General features: G+C 61.0%; 27 protein-coding genes and 1 pseudogene. 9 read left to right on the forward strand and 19 right to left on the reverse strand.

The window, feature by feature from the left end; genetic code table 11:
• Positions 1 to 32 precede the first annotated feature (32 nt).
• Both E5675_RS05645 and E5675_RS05650 read left to right on the forward strand, forming a co-directional pair.
• Positions 33 to 2,603 (forward strand): TonB-dependent receptor, encoded by a 2,571-nt coding sequence (locus E5675_RS05645; RefSeq protein ID WP_082665244.1) that lies wholly within the window; start codon positions 33 to 35, stop codon positions 2,601 to 2,603.
• Positions 2,604 to 2,614: 11 nt separating this feature from the next.
• Positions 2,615 to 4,729, forward strand: a complete 2,115-nt coding sequence (locus tag E5675_RS05650) for an Atxe2 family lasso peptide isopeptidase (protein ID WP_168707800.1) — start codon at positions 2,615 to 2,617, stop codon at positions 4,727 to 4,729.
• Here the strand turns inward: E5675_RS05650 and E5675_RS05655 are convergent.
• From E5675_RS05655 to E5675_RS05675, 6 genes are all read right to left on the reverse strand, one after another.
• Positions 4,707 to 6,485, reverse strand: a complete 1,779-nt coding sequence (locus E5675_RS05655; protein WP_082819775.1) for an asparagine synthase C-terminal domain-containing protein — start codon at positions 6,483 to 6,485, stop codon at positions 4,707 to 4,709. The two genes, E5675_RS05650 and E5675_RS05655, sit on opposite strands and share 23 nt — an antisense overlap.
• The gene (locus tag E5675_RS05660) at positions 6,482 to 7,129 is read right to left on the reverse strand and encodes a lasso peptide biosynthesis B2 protein (protein WP_168707801.1); all 648 of its coding nucleotides are present in this window, start codon (positions 7,127 to 7,129) and stop codon (positions 6,482 to 6,484) included. The genes E5675_RS05655 and E5675_RS05660 overlap by 4 nt, the downstream gene beginning before the upstream one ends.
• A gap of 60 nt (positions 7,130 to 7,189) precedes the next feature.
• Entirely contained in the window at positions 7,190 to 7,327 is a 138-nt protein-coding gene (locus E5675_RS21425; RefSeq protein ID WP_160328052.1) for a hypothetical protein, read from the reverse strand.
• 138 nt (positions 7,328 to 7,465) lie between these two features.
• Complete coding sequence (locus E5675_RS05665) at positions 7,466 to 8,062, reverse strand: GntR family transcriptional regulator (protein WP_160328053.1); 597 nt, start codon at positions 8,060 to 8,062, stop codon at positions 7,466 to 7,468.
• Positions 8,063 to 8,219: 157 nt separating this feature from the next.
• Positions 8,220 to 8,714 carry a hypothetical protein gene (locus tag E5675_RS05670; RefSeq protein ID WP_136173716.1) on the reverse strand — a complete coding sequence of 165 codons (495 nt, stop codon included), beginning with the start codon at positions 8,712 to 8,714 and terminating at the stop codon, positions 8,220 to 8,222.
• An 18-nt stretch (positions 8,715 to 8,732) separates the two neighbouring features.
• Positions 8,733 to 9,185 carry a hypothetical protein gene (locus tag E5675_RS05675; protein ID WP_152998810.1) on the reverse strand — a complete coding sequence of 151 codons (453 nt, stop codon included), beginning with the start codon at positions 9,183 to 9,185 and terminating at the stop codon, positions 8,733 to 8,735.
• A gap of 580 nt (positions 9,186 to 9,765) precedes the next feature.
• On the opposite strand from E5675_RS05675, the gene E5675_RS21430 reads away from it, so the two are divergent.
• A complete protein-coding gene (locus E5675_RS21430; protein WP_058804236.1) occupies positions 9,766 to 10,017 on the forward strand; it encodes a hypothetical protein in 252 nt (83 codons plus the stop codon).
• Positions 10,018 to 10,160: 143 nt separating this feature from the next.
• Here E5675_RS21430 and E5675_RS05690 read toward each other — a convergent pair.
• The 3 genes and pseudogenes from E5675_RS05690 to E5675_RS05700 form a co-directional block, all read right to left on the reverse strand.
• Positions 10,161 to 10,436: pseudogene (locus tag E5675_RS05690) on the reverse strand (PRC-barrel domain-containing protein); the annotation flags it as partial.
• A gap of 223 nt (positions 10,437 to 10,659) precedes the next feature.
• Positions 10,660 to 11,088: a putative toxin-antitoxin system toxin component, PIN family gene (locus E5675_RS05695; RefSeq protein ID WP_062900424.1), complete on the reverse strand. Its 429-nt coding sequence runs from the start codon at positions 11,086 to 11,088 to the stop codon at positions 10,660 to 10,662.
• A gap of 3 nt (positions 11,089 to 11,091) precedes the next feature.
• Complete coding sequence (locus tag E5675_RS05700) at positions 11,092 to 11,331, reverse strand: ribbon-helix-helix domain-containing protein (RefSeq protein ID WP_058804239.1); 240 nt, start codon at positions 11,329 to 11,331, stop codon at positions 11,092 to 11,094.
• A 225-nt stretch (positions 11,332 to 11,556) separates the two neighbouring features.
• Between E5675_RS05700 and E5675_RS05705 the strand changes: the two genes are divergently transcribed.
• Positions 11,557 to 11,955: a MarR family transcriptional regulator gene (locus tag E5675_RS05705; RefSeq protein ID WP_136173718.1), complete on the forward strand. Its 399-nt coding sequence runs from the start codon at positions 11,557 to 11,559 to the stop codon at positions 11,953 to 11,955.
• A gap of 173 nt (positions 11,956 to 12,128) precedes the next feature.
• On the forward strand, positions 12,129 to 12,650 hold the full coding sequence (locus E5675_RS05710) for a hypothetical protein (RefSeq protein ID WP_232014686.1): 522 nt from the start codon (positions 12,129 to 12,131) through the stop codon (positions 12,648 to 12,650).
• Here E5675_RS05710 and E5675_RS05715 read toward each other — a convergent pair.
• Both E5675_RS05715 and E5675_RS05720 read right to left on the reverse strand, forming a co-directional pair.
• Entirely contained in the window at positions 12,647 to 16,387 is a 3,741-nt protein-coding gene (locus E5675_RS05715) for a conjugal transfer protein TraG N-terminal domain-containing protein (protein WP_136173719.1), read from the reverse strand. The two genes, E5675_RS05710 and E5675_RS05715, sit on opposite strands and share 4 nt — an antisense overlap.
• A gap of 5 nt (positions 16,388 to 16,392) precedes the next feature.
• Entirely contained in the window at positions 16,393 to 17,820 is a 1,428-nt protein-coding gene (locus E5675_RS05720) for a conjugal transfer protein TraH (RefSeq protein WP_058804242.1), read from the reverse strand.
• Positions 17,821 to 18,079: 259 nt separating this feature from the next.
• Between E5675_RS05720 and E5675_RS05725 the strand changes: the two genes are divergently transcribed.
• Positions 18,080 to 18,274, forward strand: coding sequence for a type II toxin-antitoxin system VapB family antitoxin (locus E5675_RS05725; protein WP_058804243.1), 195 nt, complete (start codon positions 18,080 to 18,082; stop codon positions 18,272 to 18,274).
• Positions 18,271 to 18,678, forward strand: coding sequence for a PIN domain nuclease (locus tag E5675_RS05730; protein WP_058804244.1), 408 nt, complete (start codon positions 18,271 to 18,273; stop codon positions 18,676 to 18,678). The genes E5675_RS05725 and E5675_RS05730 overlap by 4 nt, the downstream gene beginning before the upstream one ends.
• A 300-nt stretch (positions 18,679 to 18,978) precedes the next feature.
• On the opposite strand, the gene E5675_RS05740 is transcribed toward E5675_RS05730, so the two are convergent.
• From E5675_RS05740 to E5675_RS05750, 3 genes are all read right to left on the reverse strand, one after another.
• A complete protein-coding gene (locus E5675_RS05740; protein ID WP_247594802.1) occupies positions 18,979 to 19,695 on the reverse strand; it encodes a nucleotidyl transferase AbiEii/AbiGii toxin family protein in 717 nt (238 codons plus the stop codon).
• A 4-nt stretch (positions 19,696 to 19,699) separates the two neighbouring features.
• Positions 19,700 to 19,975, reverse strand: a complete 276-nt coding sequence (locus tag E5675_RS05745) for a hypothetical protein (RefSeq protein WP_223181289.1) — start codon at positions 19,973 to 19,975, stop codon at positions 19,700 to 19,702.
• Positions 19,976 to 20,167: 192 nt separating this feature from the next.
• Positions 20,168 to 20,698, reverse strand: coding sequence for a hypothetical protein (locus tag E5675_RS05750; protein WP_052208289.1), 531 nt, complete (start codon positions 20,696 to 20,698; stop codon positions 20,168 to 20,170).
• A 94-nt stretch (positions 20,699 to 20,792) separates the two neighbouring features.
• Here E5675_RS05750 and E5675_RS05755 point away from each other — a divergent pair, with 94 nt between their 5' ends.
• Both E5675_RS05755 and E5675_RS05760 read left to right on the forward strand, forming a co-directional pair.
• A complete protein-coding gene (locus E5675_RS05755; protein WP_039575504.1) occupies positions 20,793 to 21,044 on the forward strand; it encodes an AbrB/MazE/SpoVT family DNA-binding domain-containing protein in 252 nt (83 codons plus the stop codon).
• The gene (locus E5675_RS05760; protein ID WP_054588716.1) at positions 21,041 to 21,451 is read left to right on the forward strand and encodes a type II toxin-antitoxin system VapC family toxin; all 411 of its coding nucleotides are present in this window, start codon (positions 21,041 to 21,043) and stop codon (positions 21,449 to 21,451) included. The genes E5675_RS05755 and E5675_RS05760 overlap by 4 nt, the downstream gene beginning before the upstream one ends.
• Positions 21,452 to 21,486: 35 nt before the next feature.
• On the opposite strand, the gene E5675_RS05765 is transcribed toward E5675_RS05760, so the two are convergent.
• The 5 genes from E5675_RS05765 to E5675_RS05785 are packed head-to-tail and all read right to left on the reverse strand — an operon-like array spanning position 21,487 to position 26,808.
• The gene (locus E5675_RS05765; protein ID WP_054590309.1) at positions 21,487 to 22,335 is read right to left on the reverse strand and encodes a conjugal transfer protein TraF; all 849 of its coding nucleotides are present in this window, start codon (positions 22,333 to 22,335) and stop codon (positions 21,487 to 21,489) included.
• Positions 22,336 to 22,361: 26 nt separating this feature from the next.
• A complete protein-coding gene (locus tag E5675_RS05770; RefSeq protein WP_054588715.1) occupies positions 22,362 to 22,961 on the reverse strand; it encodes a S26 family signal peptidase in 600 nt (199 codons plus the stop codon).
• Positions 22,933 to 23,826, reverse strand: a complete 894-nt coding sequence (locus E5675_RS05775; protein WP_054588714.1) for a type-F conjugative transfer system pilin assembly protein TrbC — start codon at positions 23,824 to 23,826, stop codon at positions 22,933 to 22,935. The genes E5675_RS05770 and E5675_RS05775 overlap by 29 nt, the downstream gene beginning before the upstream one ends.
• Positions 23,798 to 24,907: a conjugal transfer protein TraN gene (gene traN / locus E5675_RS05780; RefSeq protein ID WP_136173720.1), complete on the reverse strand. Its 1,110-nt coding sequence runs from the start codon at positions 24,905 to 24,907 to the stop codon at positions 23,798 to 23,800. Before traN ends, E5675_RS05775 begins: the two co-directional genes overlap by 29 nt.
• Complete coding sequence (locus tag E5675_RS05785; protein ID WP_238929702.1) at positions 24,904 to 26,808, reverse strand: hypothetical protein; 1,905 nt, start codon at positions 26,806 to 26,808, stop codon at positions 24,904 to 24,906. Before E5675_RS05785 ends, traN begins: the two co-directional genes overlap by 4 nt.
• Between the last annotated feature and the right edge of the window lie 117 nt (positions 26,809 to 26,925).

The following is a 26,925-nucleotide window of genomic DNA, read 5'->3' on the forward strand; positions in this document are numbered from 1 at the left end:
GAACTCGCCTGGCTGTACTGAGGGGAGAGTCCATGCAATTTCGTTACAGCGTGGCGGGCTTCGTGCTCGCCGCGACCACCAGCTTTGTGCCGGTTGCTTCAGCGATCGCTGCTGAGTCCGCCATCACCGCCAGCTATGATCTTCCTGCCCAGGATCTGTCTTCCGCGCTGAATACAGTGCGCCGAATTTCCGGCACAAACATCGTCTTCGACAATGAAGACGTCCGACAGCGAAAGGCGCCGCGGTTGGCGGGAAACTTCACTCCTGAGGAAGCCGTCAGGCGTCTGATCGAGGGATCCGGTCTGGTCGTCCGAAATACGAAAAGTGCGATTATAATCGGCCGGGCCGGTACACCGCGTTCTCCGGACCAAGTCGAGACAGCCGAGCAGGAGATCACCGTTACGGGATCGCGCATCAAAGGCGCGCGACTTGCATCGCCCGAGATCAGAATTGATCGCGGCGATATTCAGCGAGCCGGGTTTGGTGATCTTGGCGAAGCCGTGAGATCGATCCCGCAAAATTTCGGCGGGGGCCAAAACCCGGGGGTCGGGAAGGGCGCTCGCTCTGGTGCAAATACTAACGATAATGTGACCGGAGGTTCCGCCGTCAACTTGCGCGGCCTCGGAGCCGATGCAACGCTCACCCTTCTGAACGGTCACAGATTGTCTTTTGGGGGTTCGGCGCAGGGCATCGATATTTCCGGTATCCCGACTGAAGCCATCGAGCGCGTCGAAATCATTCCTGACGGCTCATCGGCGCTTTATGGTTCCGATGCGGTGGCTGGCGTCGTGAACGTCATTTTGCGGCGTTCCTTTGACGGCGTTACCGCTAACGCGCGCGTCGGCACGGCAACCGATGGAGGCGGCACTTCGCAGCTTTATCAGATCGTGGCTGGCAAGCAGTGGCAGAGCGGTAACCTGCTCGTCGCATATGGTTTTCGCCGAAATGAGGAGGTGGATGCAGAGGATCGGGACTATACCAACTATCTCCCGGAACCTTATCCGCTGATCAAAGGGCAGCGCGTGCACTCCGCGCTCGTAAGCGGGTCACAAAGCCTGTTCGATGATGTGCGCTTCAGTCTCGACGCTACCTTCGTGGATCGGGCCATGGACGGGAGCTACAACACGAATAACATCCTTAGCGTCTCCCATACGACCGATCGCTCGCTTTCGATCAGCCCGTCTCTGACCATCCCCGTCGATGACAACTGGTCGCTTTCGGTCGCGAGCACCTATGCGAGAAGTCGGAATCGGCGCCAAACCGCGTCGTCATCGAACGGCACCGTATTCCTCCGCGAAGACTTTTGTTACTGCCATTCGCTCCACGCCGTTGAAGCCTATCTGGAAGGCTCAGCGCTGTCGTTGCCCGCAGGGGATGTGCGGGCGGTGCTGGGCGCCGGCTACCGGAAAAATCGCTATCGCGTTCACGGGAGATCGTCGGCGAACGGAGATCAATTCGTCACAACTGGAGGGGATCAGAGCGATACCTACGCATTCGGCGAAATCCAGATCCCGGTCATTTCAGGGCTGAACGAAACGGCATTCGCAAAGGCACTGACGATCTCGGTAGCCGGCCGCTACGACCGGTACAATTATAGCGGTAGCGTCACAACGCCGAAGATCGGCCTGATTTACAGCCCAAATAATGCCGTCGACCTGAAATTCTCCTGGGGGCGTTCGTTCAAAGCTCCCACCCTCGCGTCCATTTATCAGACGCAATATGCGTACCTCCTTCCGCTGACATATTTTGGGAGGAGCGACGCTGCACCAGATGAATCAGCCCTCTATCTTGATGGCGGTTCCACATCATTGCGGCCGGAGCGAGCCACAACCTGGACTGCGACGGTCGCCTTTCACCCCAAGTCGTTGCCGGGGCTTAACGCGGACCTGTCCTACTTCCGGGTGAAATATATCGACCGTGTTCGCACTCCAATCGGGTTTTACCCCGAAGCACTCAGTCCGAATTATGCGAACTATGTCACACTGAATCCCAGCGAAGTGGCGCTCCAGGCAGCCATCAATGGCGCGTCCGGCGGCTTCCTCAATTATACCGCCGGGGCCTACGACCCGGCGTCGGTCCTGTACCTCATCGACAACAGAAATATGAATGTCGCGGCGCAAAAAATCGAGGGCGTGGATGTCAATTTGTCCTATCGCCTGGATCTGCACGACGGCGCGCTGGTCACAGCGTTGAATGGCAGTTGGCTTCGCAGCCGCCAGAAGAACGGATCAGCTTTCCCCTATTTTGACCTTGCCGGAACGATCTGGAACCCACCCCATTTTCGATCGCGCGCCAGTGTCGGTTGGGAAGGGAATTCCGCCGAAGCATTCGTCTATTTCAACTATATTGGAGGCGTCGAAGATCGTCGTGCGGCGCTCCCGATTGACGGGCGATCAATGTTTACCGTCGATCTTTCGCTCAGCTATCGAACGTCCACTTCCGGCGGCTTTCCGAACGGTTTCCGTATCGGTCTCAGCGTCGAGAATCTGTTCGACAAGCGGCCCCCCTATTTGGCGCCGGCACCCTTCACGGAACCCTATGACTCGACCAATTATTCCCCAATGGGGCGCTTTGTCGCGTTGTCGCTATCGCAGTCTTTCTAATGGCCCTCGTCATGGAATGCATCGCGCGGCGATCGGCGAACCGCGCGTTCACGTTAATTTTCCTTACTACCGCAGCGCTGCCGGGTGCGGCTTTCTCACAAGCTGCGCCGCTGCCACCGACGGCGCCCGCTCTGCAAGTTGTGGCTACGAATGCGACCGGCGTCGACTTGCAATCAGCGAGGGACACAAGCCCGTCATGTCCGACGATAGTTCCTCCGGTCGCATCGCAATCGATAGCACGAAGTGTGGAGGCGGATGATATCATTCGCCTCCGCGATTTCGGAAAGATGGATGCGTCTGAGGCAGACCCGGGCGGCTTTGCTGTGTCGCCCGACGGAAGATATCTGGCAATCCAGCTTCGACAGGCGGACCCCGTCTCCAACAGCTACTGCCAAGCCCTGCTGATTTATGATCTCGGCAATGTTCGAACTGCGCCGCGCATTGTCGACATGGGCGGCGACTACGTGCGCCGGACGATTACGCTCTACGGTCTCGAGGGCTTCCCCACCGGCACTCCGGAACCTTTGACGCCGAAATGGTCAAAAGATGGCAAGTGGCTGGCCTTCCTGAAACGAGAAGAAGGAATCACGCGACTTTTCGTGACCGCGCTGTCCGAAGGTGGCACGAGAAGTATCTCTGACGGGCGTTTCGACGTCGCCGACTTCGCCTGGTCAGATGACGCATCGCAGTTGCGCTATCGACAACGGGAAAATCACGCCGCTGCCATAGAACGACTGCAAACCGAGGGGCGAAGCGGTTTCCAATTCGACGAGCGATTTTGGCCGCTTGCCGAGCTCACGCCATATCCACGCGAGACACCTGCGGAAGTCGAACGTTTTGTCATGATCGGAGAGGCCGATACGTTCGGTGGGTCCGGCAGTGCATCACAGCAGGATAGAATGGCGGAGGAGGCAGGCCGCGCTCCGACGCGCAAAGGCGCCGCTGTTGCGATCAGCGACCATCGACAACTCGCGGCGAGGGTCGGCGACAAAAATATAGTTTGCCAATTTAAGGAATGCGCCCGCGTCGCAGCGGCATGGACGGTTCCGGGAGCCGACGAAATTGTCTTCATGCGCCGAGAAGGGTTCGCCGCAGCGCGAACCGGCATTTATCGATGGGCTCTGGGTGAGAACAAGCTGACGAATATCCTCACAACAGACGACGCGATCCGCGGATGTGATTTTCAACTCCTTTTGGTTTGCGCCCGAGAAGCTTCTCTTCAACCCCGCGACATCGTTGAAATCGATCTGAGGTCGGGAAAAATCCATCAACTTATCGAGCTCAACCCCGAATGGATCGCGCGCAGGCTCGGAACAGTGACCCGCCTGCGTTGGACCAACAAATATGGAATCGAAACGTTTGGCGATCTCGTGCTTCCACCGGACGCTCGGCACGATGAGCGTTTGCCACTTGTTGTCGTGCAGTACAGCAGTCGCGGCTTTCTCAGAGGCGGAACTGGCGACGAATATCCGATTCAGGCTATCGCGGCGAAAGGCTTTGCCGTCCTGAGTTTTGACCGTCCGCTCGACTACCGGACCGCGATGTCTCGCGCCGGCCGATCGGTATCCCGACGGCACATCGCGAACGCGTGGACCGATCGTGCGAGCGTTCACGATTCTCTTATGCGCGGAATCAAGCTGGCGGCTGACACGCACCCGATCGATGCCGACCATATCGCGATCACGGGACTCAGCGATGGCGCGTCCACCGCGACATATGCGCTAATCCATGCCGATATATTCTCGCTGGCGCTCATTAGCTCATGCTGTGAAGACCCGAGCATTTTGGAGACCGGTGTTGGGGAAGCCTATGCGAGCATTTTGCGCACGAATGAATATCCACTGCCTTGGGAACAGCACAAATCGAGTTGGAAGCGCGTCAGTCTCGCGATGAACGCAAGCCGCGTGTGCGCGAAGATTATAATTCAGAGCGCGGATCGGGAAGCGCGCCTGGCCACTGCCTCCCTTCGGGCGCTGCGGCAATTCGGCCGTGATGTGACAATGTTCATTTTCCCCGATGAGTATCATGTGAAATGGCAGCCGGTTCATCGTCAGGCCGTTTTCAGACGAACGCTCATGGAACTCGACGACTGGCGGCGATTGCCTAAGGCGCGGTGTTCAAGGTGACTTGCGGCGATGCTCTGCACCAAGCCTCGACGTCGCACAGGCGGAGAATTCGTCCCATATCATTCACGCCAAATGTCAGGTCGTCCTTCAGCTGCTGTTCGATCATGCTGCGATCAAGAATACCCGCGCCGCTGAGTAGTCCGTCCATCAGCATTTCGCGAATGAGAACTCGTCGCTCGCGCAGCATCTGCAATTGAAACTGGCCGAGGCCTCCTTTTGAGATCCGCCATGCGACTTTGGCGGGAAGATCCCGCTCCATGGCTCGGCGGGCTATGTAACGACTTCGCCCCCGGCCGACCCAAAGCCAAGTCGGTATGCGTAGGCAAGTCTCGACAAGGGGCTGCGACAATAGGGGAAATATCCCCTTCATCAAATCGGAGCGCCGATAACCATTCATGTTATAGCAGCTGTTGTATAGTCCATGAACATGTTCAACCTTTCCGGGAAGCGGTCGGTTTTTTGGCGGAGGCCACGGCAGCCCAGGTGGCGATTCATTGGATGGAAGATCTTTGGAAAGAAATGCATCATTCGCGCGCCAGTTGGCGTGGTGCTTGCCTTTCCATCCCTTCCTGATCGCCTTCCAGCCGAGATCCCACGCGTTGCACTGATTTGCACGCGCCACCTCAAAGACGGTTCGTGCAAAATTTGGACTCGGACCTTTCGCTCGAAGGGTGTCCGCCGCGGGTCCGGAACTCTGCAGATGGCAGAATACGGCGTCGCCGCCCTGACCGTTGACAAATGTGTCGATCGACCGGTCCGTTGCCATTTCGAGGGAGATGCGATCGGTTTCTTGAACAAAGGACCGCGAGTGGGGTCGGGGCAAGTGCGGCCGCGCCGAATGAAGAAGATCTGGTCTTCGATGATCAGGCGCACCCTCGTCCAGGGAGATATGTAAGTGGCTGGCTACGCTTCTTGCAAAATTCCTCTCGTCCCCATCGTTTCCTTCGCTGAACATCGTGATCGCGTGAATTTCACGCCCAGCAGTGGCGGACCCCGCCGCGATTATCGACGAATCCAAGCCCCCTGAAAGATCGAGGGCGTAAAACCGTCCGCGCGGCATCTGCGCTCCGATGCAGCGAAGAATTTCCCGGCGAACAAGTTCCATGGCTTCATCTGGATCGGTGATCAGGACGTCGGGATTGGTGAACTTCCAAGGGTCCCAGTGAAAACTGGCCTCAAGCGCCCGTGGGGCTTCAAACTTGATCGATTCTCCACACCTGATCTCGGAAACTCCGGAGAGGCATGTGGATGACATGCTGAGATTATCCCAAATCAGATGTCTGGCGACTGATTCCCAGTTTATCGACGGCGGGCGCCTTGCCATTTCCAGCAATAGCCTTGTGTCCGAGGCAACAACGAGGACTCCGCCCTCGACTATGTAATAGGCATTGATGCTACAGAATGGGGATCGTTCGCAGGTGATCACGCCGTTGGGCAAACTGGCCAGGACGATATAGGAACCCCAATATTCATTGTTCAAATGGCCGCCTCGATACGCCGCCGTGACACGCGCCCCTTCGTCGATGTTCTTTCCAAATGCGCGCGACGGGACATGCCGGCAGAAGACGTCGCCAACGACGACGCCAGTGCCATCGGTGAGGTGGTTGATTTCCAACCCGCTGTCGGAATAGACGACAAGGCGTTCGTCACGATGGGTCACGCTCAGCCCCGACTGATGAGCTATTTCATCCAAATGTAGGTCGAGGGCGCATGGGACCTGGGTCGGCGAGCTGACGGCTAAGAATCTGCCGATCATCGCACTGCTCTGATAGGTTCGAAGGGGCCGACCATTTCGATCGTATCGTTGAGGATGAGGTCATCATCCTGAAGCCAGCAATGGGCTTCGAATGGATGAAGCCGAACACCGAAAACCAGTGTGCTCTCATACCCGTTTTGGGCCAAAAGATGCTGAAGGCCGATTGAACGGAGCAGGCAGCGATCCCTCCTGATCGCAAACCGTTCTACATATTCGAATGCTGATATCAGACCGCTGCGGTTTGACGCCGGAGGGCCTTCTGTCTGGGCGATCATGTTATTGCGTTGCACCCACCACAGCAATTCATCGAATCCGCGCAGTGCAATGGTGAATCGTGCGCTGGCGAGAGATCTGAATGCCGATGCAATTTGCCGGCCGGATGGCGAACGCATATCGAATTCCGCGGAATGTTCACGAGCTGGGCGAGTAATTGCGCAGCAGGAACTACGGGCTCCTTCCGCATTGGAGTTCAACCAGTGGCGATCCTCAATCAGGCGCCGAAGGCTCGGTTGCAGTGAATCAACGTCTCCTCTTCCGAGGGCAGACGCAGCCTCCTTTTCCAAGCGTGAATATCGATTTGCGAGGACATCCAGAAAGACGACCTGACCATCGATTTCGCAGCTCGAAACCCACGAAGGAAGCATGAGTGACGCCTTGGCGGAAAAAGCCGGCCGGGAATTTATCCATTCCCGGCCGGCCATTGATCAGTCGACGACGATGCCGAGCGGCTGGCGCGGCTGCACACCGTCCGGCGCGATGTTTTCGTTCGACCCGTGGGTCTCTTCGGTGACGGTGCCGAGGTCGATCAGTTCAGCGTCGCGATAGTTCGGTTCCTTGTCCATGATAGTCTCCTTTCCCGCCGCACAAATGCGACACCGAAAGAATCCCAGTTTCAGAGGATATATCCAAACATATATGTTCTGAATCTGAAGCTATATATGGAAGGGGCGAACCCCGGTATCGGCATTCTTGAGGCCGCCCTAGGTAAGTCCACTCATGATTTCAGGAAGATTACGGATACGGCGTCGATGATATGCGACTACCGATCGCCTGATTGACTGCCTGTTTCCGCGTTCAATCTTCCCGAGCAAAGCATCGAATTCGCGGCGCAAACCGCTCAATTTACGCTCTTCGGCGCGCCGGATCCGACGCATTCGATCGTTGAGATTCCGGACCAAATGCATGAAAAAGACGTTCTGGGTCACCTGGGAGATCGAGTCGAAGAGTAGTTCAATCGGCGGCGGCGCGCCGAGCTCGTCCTGTTGATTAAAGTCATGGGAAACAAGGAGACTGCTCCGGCACGAGGCGGCTGTGAGCATTACATATTGGCTCAGAATATAGAGGTGGCGAGCCGCATTCTCGTCGAGCGACGGTATTTCAAATCCGCCAGTTACCGGCATGTCGAGTAAAGCTTCGCCGACGAGCCGCAACATCGCCTCGCGGACCGGAGTCGCGCTCATTCCATATCGATCAGCTAGTTGTCCGATATTGATTCGCCCAGACGCGATACGACCTTCAATGAGATCGAGTTTAAGGCTGGTGTAGGCTCTTTGGCTAAGCCCGTGATCTGCGCTCATCTTCATACACTCCGAGTTCGAGCGCCCGTGCGCCAGTCGCGGACATGACCGATGCTTAGTGGAGTCTCGGACTGAGCATTGTGGTCAATCCCGGCGTGGAATGGTCGCCACAGAGCCCCTCCACGGTTCGCGCGTCGGCGACGATGCGACGAATCAGTCAGGAACGCGGGGCGGGTGTGATCGTCTTCGCGCGCGAAGATGCGGCGCGATGTCGCTGATGAGTCCAAGCATATTCCTGGAGCCCGTCACGTGTCCTGCGGTGATGTCGCCGTGTCCCAATGGCGAGGATTGCGACCATTGGATAGGCGATCTTACCTACGATCCACCAATAGGCGACGGGCAAGATCTCGGGATTGTATGCCGTGACGCCGTGTGCCGCGACCGCAACCAACTGAAAGGCTGCCAGCCAGATCGGCCAGAATCTGTCTGCCGCCCCGGCGATTGCCGAAAGCGCCAGCAGGAGCCCGAAATCGATAAGTAACATTTCCCATTCGACGTCGCGATAGGATGGATTGCTTAGTCCGGCCCAAAAAGTTCCCATCGTGGCGATGACCATGCAGATCGACGCAGTCCTTTCCGGGGCTCCGCCTCGCCACTGCGCATAGGCAGAGACGAGGAAGAGCAGGATCATGAATGCCACAATGACGATCACGAGCAGCGGCCCCCTTGGTCAGGCGGCCAATTCAAGGGGCGTCGCGCCGCGCGCGCTTGGGCGCTTGACGACATCCCCGAAAGCTTCAGGATCAATGCCCAGCTTTTGTGCCAGCACTTCAAGCTGTCGATGACCTTCGGCCATGTAACCGAGCGCTCCGGTAACCGAGAGCTGCGCGTTGGTCAGGGCCGACAATATCTGATGTCCGACCAGCGGCGAAAGATTTTGGTGCGTCTGCGCGTCGATTGCCGCAGTGGCGAGCCGCCCGCCTTCCGCGAAAATCTGCTGCAGCAGTTTTTCGTAGCCGAACAGCGATTCGGTCAGATGCTTGATGCGCTCTTCATCGTCGGACCTTCTATCCGAGAAGCCGGGAGAGGACGTCGAGTCCGACGGCGAGCATGCCGAAGCCGACTGCAAGCGCGATCGCAAGGAAGACGAGCCAGAAGTAACGGAGGTACGGGTCGAGGTCATTTGCAGATACTCCCATGGTTCGTAGAGGAAGCAACCTGACCCAGGAGGTGGGCGGTGGTTCCGCCTTCTCCGGTGGCTCATCGGCCTGGCCGGTGCCTACCCCCGTATTCTCCAACTGCATTTTGCGGGGGGTCATCGCGGCGTCTTCGAAGGCGTGGAAAAGTTCCGCTGCGTGCCGGCGATTGCGGGCGCGCAAAATGGCGACAGCCTCGCTGATGTAAGTGTCGACGGTGCCGACGCCCAGACCCAATTCGAGGGCGATTTCCTTGGAGGTCTTGAGCCGATAGACATGGCGGAGGCACTCGCGTTGGCGCGGGGCCAAGCGTTCGCAGAGAGCGATGCTCGGCTCTTTTACATCACTAGCAGACAAGTGCGCGCTGCTTGCCATCAATGGACGGCAAGTCCCTTACGCTATCTAAAACAGCACCTCTTTTTCTCGACCCGAGCATTGCTTTCCGACGGATTCTGCAAGCGGCTCCCCGTGCATTCCGTCAACAGAGCCGGTTCCCGACTCTCTCTGAATTTCAACTTAACACGGGAGTAGGCGGACCGGAATTTTCAGGCAACCCTTGGCAACGATTTGCTTTTCTTCACCGAGTATCTCGTATGGGTGCTCTGCGATAAGGTCCGGTTAGTGAAAATCATGGCTGCGGATACGGAGGATTTCATCTTGTTCGGGGGTCGTCCGAACGGCCGTGACGCCGATGTGCGCCCGCGCGGCGCCCATGTCGGATCGCGCGGATCGGGGCCGCCGCCATTCTTCGCCCCGTCACCGCGGCCCGGCGCGACCGTGAAATCCATCCGTGCGATCGACCGCAGCATTTCGTCGTGATCATTGATGCGGTCGCAGATGATATGCATCGCCGGCGGCAGGCGGTCGGCGGATTGCCGCTCGTGCTGCCGCGCAGGGACAGTCCGCGCCGATGAGGCAGCCCTCCGATGCGGTTACCTCGCATCCGAATCCTGCGCCGGAAACTAGAACGGATAATTGATCCCGCGACCATAGTCGTGATCAAAGGTCGGCTTGCTATCGGCGCCATAGCGCGGCGCCTGTTCGAGAACCTTCTTGTCGAGATCGACGACATAGCCGCCCTGTTCGGTGTCGTAAGTCAGGACGTCCCAGGGCAGCGGATAATAGTCGCTGCCAAGACCGAATAGACCGCCGAACTGGAGGACCGCATATTCGACGCGACCTTAGCGCTTGGTGACCATGAAATTGTAGATCGGTCCGAGCTTCTCGCGGTCGCGGTCGCGGTCGAGTCCCGCCTGGCGCTTCGCAATCGCCCAGCGCCTCTGCTTGCGCCGAGTTTCCTTAGGCTCCCCAGTCGACCACGCGAGCGATAGCGAACTCGGCATCGTCACGGGCTCTGCGTCGATGAAGTCAAAGCGGCCCTTTGCCGTGCTCTCACAGTTTCGGCCGATGAGATGGAGTCGTCTCGGCTGAAGGGACGCCGGCTCTGGCGCCGACGAGGCGCTAGATATCAGGCTCGGTTCCTGTGATCAGCCTCAGGCATTCCCGAACCGTGATAATCCGCGCCCCGCCGTGGCGCCCGAGACTCAACAAGTCGGCCTTATCGCCGGTGATCAAAAGTTCGGCCATCCCGGCCTCAATCGTCGCCAGAAGATAGTTGTCCCAGGGATCCGGGCTGACGGACACGTCGGGCAGATTCTCTATAACAATGGCGCTGCCCTTGAGTTCATTGACGAGTCTGCCGACAACGGCTGGATTCAAGCGAGCCCGCAGTTTGGGATAGCGCGTACCGCGCCGAATTTCCTCTAGCTGTTCAGCAGAGGTGATTAAGGTGATCTTGCCTTGGCACCACAAGGCAATCAGGTGAAAGGGAAGCGACCGCCCGTGCAAAAGGGCGCTGACAAGCACATTGGTGTCGATGACAACGCGCATTGATCAGTTCCGACGCGCATCCGCAATCGCTTCATCGATCAACTGGCTCATCTCTTCCGGCGAGACGTCATCGAAACCGGCGCGGGCCTCGGCGAGCGTAAGATCGAGCAGGCGCCATTTCACGGACTCTTCAATGAAGCGCGATAGGTCGCCCTTTTTCATTCCGCGCTGAGCTAGGTATGTGCGGACATCAATGTCGGTTTCGGGCGCGACATTGACGGTCCAGCGCGTCGCACCACCCATAATCAAAAACTCCTCATGGACGCCTATGCGGATAAGCGCTGACCATCTTTTACGCCAAGATTCGATTCCGACATATGCGCTGGATCGACTTTACCACAGGGGGGCTCGATTTTAGCCTACCCGATTTTCGAGCCTCTGCACGGAACACAATAGATCGCAGCATCCACCTCGGCGCCGGACGTTCCGGCTCTCCACGTCAAACTGACGCGAGGCGCAAACGGACGCATGGCGACGCGGATCGAACAAGATGATCCACCGTTCGATGTCGAAGCTCGACGACTTGGCCTTTGCCGTGAACTACTTGTCGAACGGCAGATCATTGCGCGGTACCTCAAGAAGCAAGACTGGAGCCATGCGGGCTGGATCATGCTACTGGAACTCTATGTCGTGGATACGGTCGGTAAAGGGCTGCCGGTTTCAAGCCTAGGATATGCGAGTGGCGTTTCGGTTCCGACGGCGACGCGGCAGACAACTGAGATGGAATCGCGGAAACTTGTGGCTCGCGAGCGCGATCCTCACGACGGGCGCCGAACGAACATCGCCCTGACCGCTCGCGGTCGAGCGACCCTGCGGTGCATTCTAGACGACTATGCGAAGTCCCGGGCGAATGTGCCGCTCCGATAGAATCTGATTGGCCGCCGCGTTCTCGATCGTCCAGAACACAATCTATCATACCTAAGCGAGGGACGGGGAATCCGGCCTCAAGTCCAAGGGAGGAGGATGGAAGCTGACGTTGGTGTGAAGTTGCAAATGGGAACAGGAGATGGCTGGATGCTCACCGGATCAGGGAAGGCAATATGTCCATTTCCGGAAACTCTTTCGATTCCTTCAATCGGCATCTTCTGATAGGCTGCCGACCGAGAAAACCCATGCAGGCGAGCCAACCTTCCAACGTATCAACAGCCGAGACCGCGCGGCCGCCCGTTGCGCGCAATTGGCTCTGGAAGCCTTGGTACGCGAAGCTCTGGTGGGCGGCGATCCCGGTCTACTGGACAGGCGCGGTGGCCTCGCTGAAGGTCCCGGCACTGGCGGAGTTCTACACCAGCGCTCTCGCAGGCTATCTCAACATGCTGTTCTTTCCGCCGACGGCACTACTGGTGCTTGGTTTCGGGTTCGTCAAAGCTTGGCTCGACAGGCCGCTATCTGGCGAGCCTCTCTCGGACGAGGAAATCGGCGAACTCGAGCAGATGAGGATGGAGGACGAGCACTGGGAGCGTCTTGGGCGACCTCATTGGTCGGTCGACATCTATGATCCGCGCTCCGGCGGACTATATATCGGCAACCCACTCAGCCTTCAGCACCCTGGACGTCGAGATTAGCGCTTCTTGTAGCTGCTATCTCCGTCGAATGGACCATTTGCTAGGTCGGTCGAAAATCGGCCACTGCTCAAGATCGAGGATTGTTCGAGCGACGTCATCGGTCCAGTAATATCGGCGGTTCCACGTGCGGAATCGGCTTGCCCAAGGTAGCGATTTCGCAGCCCCTCGGGGCCAAGCACCTGACGGTTCAGCTCGCTCGTAAATGTCATTTCAGGGTTTGCAGAGCGCGCAGCCGCCCGCTCTGCGGCGGATATCGCCTCGCGTACATCATAGTTTACGATATCGAGCGAGGCCCGAGCTGTCTCGTTACTCGTGCCCATGTCGCTGCTGCTATATCCCAAGCTCCCGCCGACGCTCCCTGACGTTGCTGTCTGTGATCGTTCCTTACCCTTGGCCGGACCACCACGCGACGCATAGTCACTGCTTTGGGCACTTGCGCCGACATTGCCGCCAACCGCAGTTCCCATTGAGATTTGGTCTTGCGCCGAGCGAGATATAGCCCGCTGCCATCCCGTCTGGGCCATGATCGCCGACACGTCGCGTTGAAGCGTATCCGCAACCTGCGGATTGAGCCGCCACTCGCCGTTGCGGTCCATTTCGAAGCCACCGCGCAGCCAGTTCGCCATCATCGCCTGACCCTCGGGTCCGCTGCTTAGCATGTTTTCGATGGTATCGGGTCCGGCTTGCTTGCCGGCCTCATATTTGGTGCTGGTGTCGCTGCGTGCGGACTGCGTGAACCCGGTGCTGCTCGACACGAGCAGGTCGTTGTCCGCGAAGCTGAACCGGGCGCGGCCTCCCTCGGCGATCGTGCCATATTGGCTGTCGTTGATGAGGCCTGCGGCGCGGAGCTGCCGCGCGACGTCGGGCGAGACATTGAGATTGAGATCGCCATTCTGCGCCATGGCGAGCTCGCGCTTGGTCATGTTGATGCCCTCGCTGCGCAGCAGCCCCTGCATGCGTGTCAACCGCTCATTGTCCACGATCCGCGTCAGCCGCTCGTTGCGCGCACGATCGGCAATTCCGGCCGCGCCACCCTCGGCCATGTCGACCTGGTTGCCCGCCGTGCGGCTCAGTGCCTGGATGAAGGCGTCGAGCCGGGCCGCCTCGCGCGTCGATACGCCGGCAGCCGCCGCACCTTCCGCAAACCCGAAATTATCGCTCTGCCGTCGCTGCTCGCCGATGCGCGCGGCGCCGCGCACGCCATCGTGGCCGACTTCGCGCTGGGCATCGAGCTTGCCCGAGCGCTCGGCAAAATCGTAACCAGCGGCCTCGCGCGTGCGGCCATAGACGCTCGTGCCTTCGCGTGCCGCCTCGGCGGTCGCGCCGTCGGCGGTGCCGAGCTGGACCGAGGCGTTATAGGTTTCCAGCGCACGCATGACCTGCGCCTCATTGCGGCCCGTCGCGCGGGAGAGGGAGGTAATCGCCGACGAGCGCGCCTCGCCCGAGAGGGTGTTGATGAAGCCGATGCGGCGCGAGGTTTCGTCGATGGAGAGGCCGAGCATCGACGCGGAATTGCGCTGCCCCTCGTTGTTCCCGGTGCGCCACGCCTGCTCGGTCGCGACGTTGCGGCGTTCGATCCCCGCGACATTGTCGCCCGCATAGTCGCGTCGGCCTTCCATAGCGCCGACGTTGACCTGCGCAGCCGTGAGATCGTTCCGCAGCATTGCCTCCTGGTCGTACGTGTTGGCGATCAACTTCGCGAAGGTCGGGTCGGCCGATGCCTGCGCGATCACGGTCGAGGCCTTCAGCGCAGCGTCTTTCTGATCATAGCCATTGCGCTCGAAATGCCGCTGCGCGCCCTGCATCATCATGTCGTAGGCGCGCGTATCGCCGAAGGCTTTCCACTGCACCATGTTCTGCGCGAAGCCGGCGAAGGCGCGTTCGCCCGCCTGGCCCGGCCCAAAATAGCTCGTGCCGAGACTACGTAGCGCGTCCTTCTCGGCGAAATTGTGGATCGCCGACGTCGTCGCATTGGCGCGCACCGCTGCGGCCGTCGCGGGATGAGTGAGGTCGCGGCCGACGAGGGCAGGGGCGAGCCCCCCGAGCTCGCGTGCGGCGTCCGTGACGCCGAGCCCGAAGCCGGTCGCTCCCGGCGCGCCAGGCGTGCGATCGCTGAGATAGCCACCTGCGGCGCCGAAGGCGCGATTGGTACCGAAGGTAGACCGCTCTCCGAAGTCGCCGAAGCTCGACGCCGCACTGCGCCGTGCGGTCGTGCCGGTCGCCGAGGCCTGCGCCTCGAGCGCCTGCGCGCGGCCTTCATGCGTCATGATCGGGGTGGCGGCCGCGGTGCCCTGGCCCTGCACGCCGAGCGCGCCGCTGGTGAAGGAGGTGAACACATTGCCCGAGAAGCGGAACACGGTGAAGACAAAGGCGCCGGCCAGCCCGGCGGCCGCGGTGCGAAAGCTTCCGAAGATTGCGAGCGCCTTCATCGCCGAACCTGGCGCCAGCATCCAGGCGTTCGCCGCGACATGGTTCGAGCGCATCTCGGCAAGCACGTCCATCGCGCGGCCGAGCGTGAGCTGGTAGATTCCGGCATCGATCACGCCCCACATGGCGACGAAGACGAAGAGGCCAAGCGCGAAGCTCGCGACGCGCAGGTTGATCGGGGTCAGGATGAAGAGCAGCGCGATCGGCATCATGAACAGCATGATGCCGAAGACAGTGGCGCGGATCGTCGGCATCCATTCGTTCGCCGTCGACATGGTGGCGAGACCGCTCGAGACGACGGCACGGTTCGCCATGACGCGCGCGGCGGTCGCAGGGCTATCTTCGAACAGCACGTCGCCGACGGCGTTGCCGAGGTTGATGTTCGTCATCAGCTGCTGGAGCGTCAGCGGCGTCGCGAGCATCTTGTCACCGAGCGCTCCGAGGTTCGACCGGCAGCGCTGGAGCTGAGCCGCGTTCGAGACGTCATAGCCGGTGCGCTCGCAGACCTGTTGACTGTAACCGTGGAACAGCGACGGATCGGAAAGCCGGTCCGAGATATGCGTCCAAGTCTCGGTGCAGCTCACCGTTGTTCCGCCCTTGTCGGTGGCAGTGAAGACGGTGCTGAAGGTCGCCGGCCCAGACATCGCGGCAAAAGCCGCGGGAAGATCGTTCGTGGTACGAAAGAGTTGATCGTCGTCGATGCCATAGGCGGGAGAGACGCGCGCGACGGGATAGCATTGCCGGACATAATCCTTGATCGTTGCATCGAGGAAGGTGTCGGTCATCGGCCCTCGCGGGCTAACAGCGTTCAGGAACAAGTCAAAGCTGTGACCACCCGCACCGAACTCGAGCTTGGCATTGGGGTCGATCGTATTATCGTCGATCGTCTCGGCGATCGCCCGCTCCATCATATTGGTGACGCCCGCGACGAGAACGATCAGGTTCGGGACGTCGCCAACGGGCTGATAGGCGTTGCGGACCCGGTCGTAGACATGGACGGTGCCCGTGGTCGCAACCATGCCGACGAAAAGCCCGATGCCGACGAGCGTCTGAAAGCCGAAAGCGACGATCCCCATGCCGTTGCCGCGCACGCTCGCGAGTAGCGCGCCGAGCGCGATCCCGGCGACCGCGACGATGAGCACCAGCGTTTCGTAGCGCGGATCGGCAAAGATCATCGAGACGAGCCGGAACGCGTCGACGGTCTCGTTGAACCCGTCATAGGTGTGGAAGCTGGTTTCGAGCGCTAGCGCAGCGGTCGGCACGGTGGCGGCGAGGGCGGCGATCAGCGCGGAAAGGAATCGGGAGCACATCGCGATCAGCGATTGCGGTTAGCGGCGGCACCGGCGGCGTCGCGCGCGTCGCGGTCGCGCTGGCGGACGAGCCCGGCATAGTTCGCCGAGAGGTTGGCCTGGTTCAGCGCCGCCATATAGGACTGGCGCATCTGCGCGCGCTGGCGCAGCACTTCCTCGCGAAGATCGCGCAGCTGCTCTATCCCCTTGGTGAGGATGCGCGTCTGGCAGATATTGGCATTGCCTGCGTCGGCGGCACCGGCGGCCGACGTGCCGCGCTCGGCATTCGACAGCGCGAAATCGATGCTGCGAGTGAGATCATTGAGCATCTGGTAGGCGAGGGTCAGGGCGACCAGTTCGTCGGTATCGCCGATCACGGCATCCTCGACGCCTTCGCGCACGCCCCATTCGAGCATCCGGTAGATGGGGAGCGTCTTCACATTGGCGACGAACTGGCGCTCTTCGGCAGTCAGCGCGGCGCGGGTGCGGATCTTGGTCGCGATCGTCTGCATCCGTTCACGCGCGAGGACGAGCGCGCCGCGGCCCGGCCCGTCAGTCGCGCAGTCAGCGCTGGTCGGCGGGACGTTGAGCGACCGGGCCTGGACACGTCCGGTCAGGAAATCCTCGACGCCTTCGGTGTCCTGACGCGGGCAGGCAGGGATGGCCGAAAAGAGCGGCACCTTGTCGGTCGCGTCCCAACGCATGTAAACATCGCCGACCCGCGCACGCATCACGCTGGTCCATTCGCTGGCGCCGACGCGCGCGGCGGCGTGCGCGAGCAGCGAGCCGGTGCGGAAGATGTCGGTGACCTCGCGCGGGCAGTTGGCGAGCGCTTCCTTCAGATCCTCGGTCGGATTATTATTGTTCGCCTCAATCTTCTCGCGGCTTTGCTGATAACTTTTCGCATAACCCTGCTTGATCGAGCGATAGCCGGTCATCTCCTCGATGATCCCCGACATATTGTCGTCTCCTCGAGCGATCTGAACCATGCGGTTCGCAAGGCGGCAGTCGTTGACCTGGATCGAGTTCAGGAAGTTGGTCGCCGCCTCCATCTTCGAGATGATGTTGCCCATCTTCTCGTCGAGGGTTTCGAGGAGATACTGGAAGGCGACGGCGGGCGCGGCCTGCAGGATGCTCTCGAGCTTCTGGACGAGATAGTCGGGATCGAGAAACGACATGCCGCCGAGGAACATGTCGATGCCACCGCAGCCCGCGCGCACCTTGGGCAGCGTCACGCTCATCAGATAGTCGTTGTGGACGTCGACGCGGCCCGAGAAGCCGCCCGCGGTCACATAACCGCGCGCCTGGTCCTCGAAACTGCCGGGCGACGTGTAGGTCACATTGTCGAACCAATGCTCGGCCCAGCTTTGGGCATAGGCTCCCGGCGCGCCGGCTCCGCAGGTTGACAGGATGAGGGCGATCATAATGGCGCGGCGGCCGCCAAGCGAGGACATCAGCGTTCTTTCTCAGGGGCGGGATGTGGCAGGCTGAACCCGCTCAGGGTCGCTTGTGTTGATCTCTCGCGACAAGGGCAGAGGCACGTACGCGCCTCTCAGAGGCAAGGTCCTTCCGCCAATATGTCCCACGCGAAATGGGCCACTGCCATGTCGATCATCGCCTCGTCCCATGTTTCAGGGTCGGCAAGATGCCGTGATGGATTGCAAACGCTTTCAAAGGTTCGTATGTGTATGATCTAAGAAAAGGATACACATCATGCGGACCAACATCGTCATCGACGATAATCTTATGAGCGAAGCTCTCCGGGCAACGGGCCTCAAGACAAAGCGTGAGGCCGTTGAGCTCGGCTTGCGGACGTTGCTTCGGCTTCGCAAACAGGACGAGATTCGGAAGTTTCGGGGTAAGCTCGCTTGGACGGGCGATCTTGATGCCATGAGAACCGACGGGTGATCCTCGTCGATTCCAGCGTCTGGATCGATTATTTCCGGGGCGATGCCACACCGCAGACGGAACGATTAGACGCATTGCTAGGCGCCGAGCCACTGCTGACCGGCGACATCATTCTGGCTGAAGTCCTGCAGGGTTTCACCAGCGACCGCGACTTCAACGTCGGGCTGAGATTGATGGGGTCTCTCGACCAGATCGATATCGGAGGTCGCGATATCGCGATCCAGGCGGCCCGAAACTTTCGGGCACTACGCGGCAAAGGGGCCACTATTCGCAAGACCATCGATACGCTTATCGCCACCCGTTGCATAGAAGACGGGTTAGCACTGCTCTACAGCGACCGCGATTTTGATCCTTTCGTGGAACATCTCGGACTCTCGTCGGCCATGTCGGACGCACGCCGATGATGTGATCCCTGCAAATCTGGATCGTAGCTCCAGATTTGCAGGGATAAGTCGTTGCTCGATTTCGCTTCTTCGCCCTGAACGGATATCCAACCGGAATAAGCTCGAAGTTATGGCTTTGCTCGGCGTTGCGGTGAGATGTCCGGCCCTTGAGCAACAATTCCCGTGAATTTCGAAAACGCCCGGACCCCGGCTTGCAGGGCGCATGCCGGTCAGTATCTTTACGGCGAGATATAAATTGCGCGCGATATTGGGCGCATGATTCGGTGCCAACGGCAATCGGAATGATCCGGTTCGTATCGTTCACCGGTCGGACTCATGCGGCCGGGTATCCGGATTCAGGATAGGCTGTTTCGCTGAAGCTCGTCCGATCGGGTCTCGACTGATTTCTCGGGAGTGGGCAACGAGATTGCGCGTCTTTTCGCGAAGCATGAGCTGGCCAATAATCCCTTCAACATAGGCGGGATTCGTTTTGTTGATGACTGCCAGAGCCGTTTCGCACCTCGCGCGGCCGCAATGCTCAATAGCCCCGACTACATAGTCGGGTCCAAAATGCTCGGCGACCGCTGCAAGGTCGAACATATCGCGCGGCTGGAAACTCCAACCGCGATAGAAGACCTTTTTAGCGATGATTTCCGCTGGCGTTTCAAGCGCGATGGCGTGACCTTGAACGTCGTGCGCTCGTGTTGGATCTGGAATGATGCTGTCGCAGCAGATGAAATCAATTTCGCCCAGATCGTGATAAGCAAGCTTCAGCATATCGGTGCCTGCCTGATAGCTGTCAGGAGCGTGATCGAGTTTGATGCCTTGCGTTTCCGGATTGAGAAATGGGAGGATTTGTGGATCGTCCAGAAACAGGTCGATGTCGTGACTTTCACGATGATCGATCTGCAGCATCAGTGCGGTTCCGCCGCCGAAGCTCCACTGAGGCGCGAAGCCGTTCGCCTTCCTGAAATGGTCAAGAATATCTACGGCGAGATTGAAAAGGACCGGCCATTCGCTCGGCCGCTTTGCAGACACGGCGTCAGGCCGCCAGCGGTAGCGTGTAGCCCGAAAGTTCGGAGATTTTATCGGCGACTTGGCTCGCTTGACTTGCGTCTACGCCCATCGCTGCCATGAACTGTTCCTGGACGTTCAGCGGCACTTCGGAGAAGAAAGCGAAAACCGGCGCGTTGCAGTCAATCGCGCTCTTCAAGTCGACGATCATGGCAGCAAGCTGATGTGCGGAAACGGCCGCCCCATAAGGGGCGTTCACCGTCGTCAGCACTTGAGTTACAGCGTTTGCCATCATTCCACTCATAACACGATCCTGTTTGGATCGTTGTTTTCATATAGTCGCGAGCGGTTATCAAAACAAGAATCTCGCTCAGGTCGCGTCCTACGCCCGACGCGAGGCAATAATGACAAGACCAGATTCAGCTTATGAAGCATGCATCATGGCTTTGATGTTTCAAGCAGATTCCGCGCCAGAGCTAAGAAAGTTCCGTCCGGCTTATCGCGACGGGCCCCCAACGATTCCAGTGAATTTCGAGAGTGCGCGGACGCCTACCGCTGGGCGAACGCCCGTCAGCATCTTCGCGGCGAGATAGAGGTTGCGCGCTAAATTGGGCGCATGATCGGTCCCGACGGCGATTGGAATGATCCGGTTCGTATCGTTCATCGGACGCACCCATGCGACCGGATGCCCGATCCAGGGCAAGCCGAGCCGGCCTGATCGCAGCATCGCTTCCTGCGCGGAAATGGCGCGGACCTGCCAGCCATATCGCCTTCCCAGACTTCCGAGCTTGGTCCAGAGATCGGCGCAGGGAACGCAGCCGGGCGCGGTGCTCATCTCGACGACGAAGGCCGAACTGCGTCCGCGCAGTTCCTCGGTAAAGTCCGGCGGGAAAGCGCGCGTCACCGGAACGCGCGAGAGCCAGTGGTTCATCGCCGCAGTTGTTCCGACCGGATGGATCGCGGCGCGCGCTGCATCCTCGCGGCTGACAGTCTGCGCCATGCCGGGCGAAATGACTAGGATGCTCATGCTCAGCGCGCTTGCACATCGCGCCAACATACTGAACTCGCCTTGCAGGTAAGGGGATTTGCTCTTACCTTGTGCTATTGAAAGGACTCGCCACATGAACGCTGTTACCATTACCGCGAAAGGGCAGGTCACGCTGCGGAAGGAATTGCTCAGGCATCTCGGCGTCCATCCAGGCGACAAGATCAGCTTTGACAAACTCCCCGGCGGTGAAATCAAGATTCGGGCCATCAGGCCTTCCGGAAAGATTGAGGATTTCTTCGGGTCACTCAAGCGGGAAGGCCAGCGGCCCATCTCGATCGAGGAGATGAATGAGGCCATTGAAAAGGGCTGGGCCGGACAGCTGTGAAAATTACTGCCGACACCAATATCCTCGTCCGATCCGCAACGCTGGACGATCCCGTTCAAAGCCCCTTGGCAAAAAAGCTCCTGAAGGAAGCAGAACTTGTTGCTGTGACGCTTCCGGCCTTGTGCGAGTTCTGCTGGGTGCTCAGAAAAGTGTATCGCTATGAGGCGGCAAGGGTCGCTGCATCGGTCAGATTGCTTATCGACGCCGGCAATGTCGCAGCGGACCGACAGGCTGTTGAAGCGGGGCTTGCAATACTGGAGCAAGGTGGAGACTTCGCTGATGGGGTCATCGCCCACGATGGCCAATGGCTGGGAGGCGAGACCTTCGTGAGCTTCGATCGAGGCGCTGTTGGCCTTCTGGCAAAGCATGGGCAATCTGCGATGAACCCCGATCAATCGAAAGCTTGATCCAACTGCGCTGCGCTGCTCGGCAATAGACGCTGTCATCGACGCGGCTCCAAGCCCGCACCGACGAGGTCGCCGCCCAACACACGGGGATCGGTCGCGGAAACCGGCCCATTGCCGAGTGCGTCGAAGAAACCATCTTCCTCGCCCGCGCCGGTCAGGAACTGTTCGGGCCGAATGTCGCCGAGCATCAGCCGCACGGCCTGGTATGTGGTCTGCGCGAGATTGGGATAGGATTCGACACCCGACGCGATCACCATCCTTGCCGAGCTGTCGCGGCGGATCACCATCGTCGTCGGTGTCACCTCGACGCCGAAGCGCTGTCCGAGCTCCGGTCGGCGCTCGAGATCCATCTGTGTGACCTGCCAGCCCGTCTCCTCGCGGAACCGTTCGAGGATCGGCCATTGCACCCGGCAATAGCCACAGGAATTCCGCGAGAACATGACGAGCGCGAACTGGCTTGCGTGGGCGCGGAGATACCGGCGGCGAACCGCTTCCTTCTCGGCACCCATCGCCGCGCGCGCGTCGCCGACGATCGGGTTGGCGGACTTGGCATTGAGTTCGGGGTTCTGAAGCAAGGCGATCTGAGTCACGCCTGCGAACGCACGTGCCTTGCGCCGCGCGAAGTCCTGCAGCCGCCAGAAGTCCGCGACCGCGTCGACGGTGAGCACGGTCGCTGCATAGTCGCGTTGCTGCTCGATCAGCTTGCGGATTTTGGGCGGCGTCCATGTCGCCAGTTCCGCCATCGGCGGTATCGCCGGCTTCATCAGCGCGTCGGGCTCGGCATCCGCATCTTCGACCGGCGGCGGTGCCTGATACCACCAATAGCCCTGCTTCGGTTCGCGGGTGGGTGAGGTCGGCTGCGCGGCGGCGGGGAAGGCCGTGATGAGCGCCGCGAGGAGGGCAGGGCGGATCACAGCAGCTTCTCCATGCGGGTGAGGCGCGCGATCGGCACCGGTCCGTAATAGCGGCTGTCGAACCCGCTCGGGTGCAGCGAGCCGACATAGATCAATCCCGGCGGGATCAGCCCGTGATCGGGCCGCCAATAGTCGAGCCGCTGGCCATTTCGCCCGTAGGGCTTGGTCACGCCGAGCAGGACGCCGTCGCAATAATACCACCCGTCCATGGCGTGGGGCTCCATCGTCGACGGTTTCTCGATCAGCGATATGCGCTCGCCGGGCATGCAAAGCGCGCGCTTGGTCACCTTGACCGGTTCGGGGCCGGCCAGCGGATGGGAGAGCATGAACAGGACGAAATCGCCCTTCTCGATCGGCCCCGGCGCCGCGCGCACCGCCCAGGCGTCGATCGACGGCGACATCACGAGAATGGCTTGCTGCATCGCCCAGCACGTCAGAAGCCCGAGTGGCACAACGATCGCCGTCGCCTTCCAGAGCCGGTCGGGGCGCGCGGGCTCGCCGAGCCCCGGACTGCCGAGCGCAACGGCTGCGCGCCGCGGCAGTCCCTTCAAACCGATCGCCAGATGCTTACCGGCCTTCCAGGCGAGACTGAGCATCGCGCACCTCCTCTTTTCCGCCGAGGCGGGCAATTTCTTCGAGCAAACCGGAAAGGGCGGCATCGCCGTAAGCGATATGGCTCCCGCGCGGACTTTCCTCCTCGCGCTCGCAATAGGGGAGCACCGGATCGCCCGGGATCATGGCGAGCGCGGGCACGCGGGTGACGCCGTGCTGGCGAAAGACCAGCGGGTCGACGATCACCTGCACGTCGCGCATCACGCATGCCGGTCCCTCGCAGCCGGGATCGAGGCGGAGAATCTCGGCGGTGAGCTTCGCCATCGGCGCGACCTTGGCCATCCCGCCCGGCATGCCGCGAAACGCGAGGACACCGCGTGCCTTCTCGAGCTGCGCTGCATAGGTGCGCAGCGTTGACGACGGCATCGACGAGGAGACGAACAGCACAGGCACCCAGCCTTTCGCCGCCGGCGCCGGACCGGCATCGGCGACGGCCTTGATCTCGGGCGCTTCGAGCCCGAGTGCCTGGCCGAGCCGCTTCGCCATCGCCTCGCGCTCTGCGGCGAAGCGGTCTTTGCCGGTCTCAAGCGCATCGCGGGCGCGGGCTTCCATCGCTGGCGACTTGGCACGGTCGCGCATCGCCTCGAAGGCGCGCCGGCGTTCGACCTCGCTCGGCTTCGGCAGGTCAGATGGGCCGTTTTGCTGTTGGGCTTTGCGGCGCGACACCGCGCCCTTCAGCCGGTCCATCGCCGCTTCGCCCTCGCGTTCTACCTTCTCGCGCGCCGACGGGTTGTCGTCGATGCCCGGCGATATTTGCGCTGCGGCAAGGCCGGCGATGCCGGCTACGTCGGCGAGCGCCACCGCGAGTACGGCGCGGCGCCTAGCGGCCGATGGCCTGCATATAGGCATCGATACGATCCTTCATGTCTGACTGGATGTCGGCCTGCGCGCGGGCCTGAACTTCCGAATAATATTCGGAGAGGTCCATTCGGCTGAAGTCGAGCGCTTGGAACTCTTCGGGCGTGAACCCGCGGCAGTTCGGCGTCTTCACCGGTCCCCAGCCATCCGCGAACGACTTCAGCTGCGGGCGGCCCTGTTCCTGGATGATGCGGCCGAGCTTGGTATTGAAGCAGCAATGGCTGCGCGACTTCTGGACGCAGATGCCGAGGATCTTCGACGAGCAATAGGAGCCGACCTCGACGCACATGCCCGAGCCGCGTAGCATGCCCGTCTCCATGTCCTGCTGGTCGCAGGAGCAGAGGAGGAACTCGATCATGACGTTGACCGCGAGGCTGATCGCGATCGAGGTCGGATCGATGCCGACAATGATCGCATTGGCGCCCGCGCTCGCCGCCTGGCTTGCCGTCGCGCCCGCCTGGAAGGCGGCATAGGCGGCTTGGGCTCCGGTGAACACGCCCTTGGCGATCGCGATCTTCGTCTGCGTCGACGCGATCGACGAGCCCATTCCGTCCTTGACGATCTTACCCTTGTCCTTGCAGCAGTTGGAAAAGGTTGTCTTGAGGCCCGCTGGGCGGCAGCGCAGCGCGCGGCCGCCGAATATCTCGATGTTCCCGAGACAATTGCCGTCGGTGTCGACTTCGCCGTCGGCGGGCGCGCCCGGATCGTCGACGACGGGTTCATCCTCGATCGGGTTTGCCGCGGTATCGATGCAGGCGTTCGGCGAGCAACTCGGCACGCCGCCGCTCGCCAGCGTCTCGCACGCATATTGCGAACCAAGCGGGCAGGACGACGCGCCGCCGGGCTCGGGCGCGCACGATGCCCGTTCGATCGGGCACTGCCAGCTACCACCTTGCATCCCGACGCAGCTAGCGGTCTCGCCCGCGTCGTCGGCGTCACCATTGCCATTGAGGTCGACCGCGCAAATCTGCTGCGCCTGCGCTGCCGACGCGTAAACGGCGAGCGCGAAGGCGACGATGCCGAACAGGATCAGCGCGAGGCGCGACGGCCAGAAGAGAAAGCGGCCCATCATCGCGCTGTCGCCGTGCAGGCGAGATCGGCGCCAGCGAGCCTGACCGTTTGCATCATGACCACCGCCTCGGGAAAGGTATCAAGGCAGCCGCAGGGCGTGACGATGGTCTCGCCGGGACCGGCGGGACAGACATTGCCCGGTGAGCAGGCGTGATAGAAGGTGTCGAAGCCGGTCGGGCTGGTCTGCTGCGCGCCGACGACGCCCGCAGGCGCCGCGTCGGTATTGGCTTTCGCAGAGCGCGTCTTGCAGACCGCCTCGCAAGCTGGAACCGAGCCGCGATCGGGAAGCGCGAAGGCGCGCGTAGACGCGGCGCTGCCGCCGTCGGCCGTCCGAACGCGGTCGGCGAGCAGCGTCTCGGTCGAACGATCGATGATATAGGCGCCGCGCGACAGGTCGGGTTCGGGCATCGCGCCGGTGTCGATCGCGCATTTATAGGTCCGCTGGCGCAGGAAAAAGTCGCGGGTAAGGGTAGCGGTGCAACTGCCCGTGCCGAACTGGCGCGACCGCGGGAGGGGGCGAAGGCCGGTGCCGACGCCGTTCAGAAACGTCTGGACGCCATCGACGCTCTCGCTGTCGAGGCGGCACTTTTGATTGGCGCCAATATCTTCGCACTGGTCGACGAGCCGGTCGCTCGGTTCGCATGCGTCCGAAACGCGAATCTCGACGTCGACCAGTCCCCATTCGGTCGTGAGAGGCGCACCGCCGCCGCCGCCGCGCACGCGTGCCGACACCGTCGTCGGCCCCGCCCGCAGGTCGGTGGTAAAATCATAGGAGGTGTAATTGCGCGCCGCGCCGCCATCGGTGCGGCAGTCGCCTGAAGGCAATCCTGTCGTCAGCCACGGACGCGGCCCCGCGGAGCCGACGACGCGGCCGTTGATGCGGCCCTGGACCCAGTCGTCGGCGCCCATCTCGACGATCCGCGCCGACAGGAGCTTCGCGGGGTCGCTGACTTCGAAGCGCGCGGTGAAGATCGGCGGCGCGCTACTGCAATTGCCATCTCCGATGATGCGAAAGCGTCGGCAGCCTTCGCCGCAGCCCTGAACCGAATAGATGACGCCCGTCGCGGAGACGATATCCTCATACGCGAGCGGCCGCAGTGTGACGTCGCGTTCGATCGTGCAGGCGCGGACCTGTTCGGCCTTGCCGATGCCGGCGGGCGATCCCTTGAGGCTCTGGAACAGCGAGCTTCCGGCTGCGGTCGCCGCGGCGTCGCCGAGGATCGAAGTCGGACGGCCGCGATAGGCTGTTTGCGGAAGGTCCGGCAAAGCCGTGCAGGCGGTTGATTGCGCTCCGACATACTGGATCAGCGGGCCGTTGATGCGCGCCTCGGCCACGCCGACGCGGGGATCGTGGCTCGTGAGTGCGCCGATCGCGCCGCCGCCGAGATCCTTGAGCACCGACGGCAGATTGTCCATCACGAGATTCGCGCCGCAGCTGTTGTTGACGCAGTAACAGCCCGCGAGTTCGGCCATTTCGGCGGCGGCGAGCCCCAGGTCGCCCGAGACATCGACGTTCCAACGATGATAGTTGCACGCGTTCCAGCTTCCGGGCTGGCAAGCGATGACGCCGTTGGCGCAGATGCCCGAGACGGGCACGGGCAAGGTGGACACGCGGTCGAAGCTGCCGTCGAGATCGGTGTCGCGGGCGATGCGGACGGTGTTGATGTCGCCCGTGCCGTCAGGCTGGATCAGGATTTCGAGGAGGCTCGATGTTTTCTGGCAGGCGAGACTCGGCGTAAAGCTCTGGCTGCGATCGACCGTCGCGATCGGCTGTCCGCTGAGGCCGGGGGTGAGGTAATTCTCCTGGATCGCCTTGCTGGTCGAGGACTTCGCGCGAGAAGCTTCCGCGGCTGCGCGCGCGCGGTCCTCGACTGACTGCGCCAGTGTGCTGGCGGAAGCCATTGCCGCCATCGGCAGCAACAGGAGAGAAACCGAGCGCTTCACGAACGATCACCGTCCACAGTGCGCGATCCATGCGCGAGCCGAAACAGGTCTCCCGCCCGGAAGTCATCGGATCCG

The sequence above is a fragment of the Sphingopyxis sp. PAMC25046 genome (genome assembly GCF_004795895.1).
In the GTDB taxonomy this organism is placed as follows: domain Bacteria; phylum Pseudomonadota; class Alphaproteobacteria; order Sphingomonadales; family Sphingomonadaceae; genus Sphingopyxis.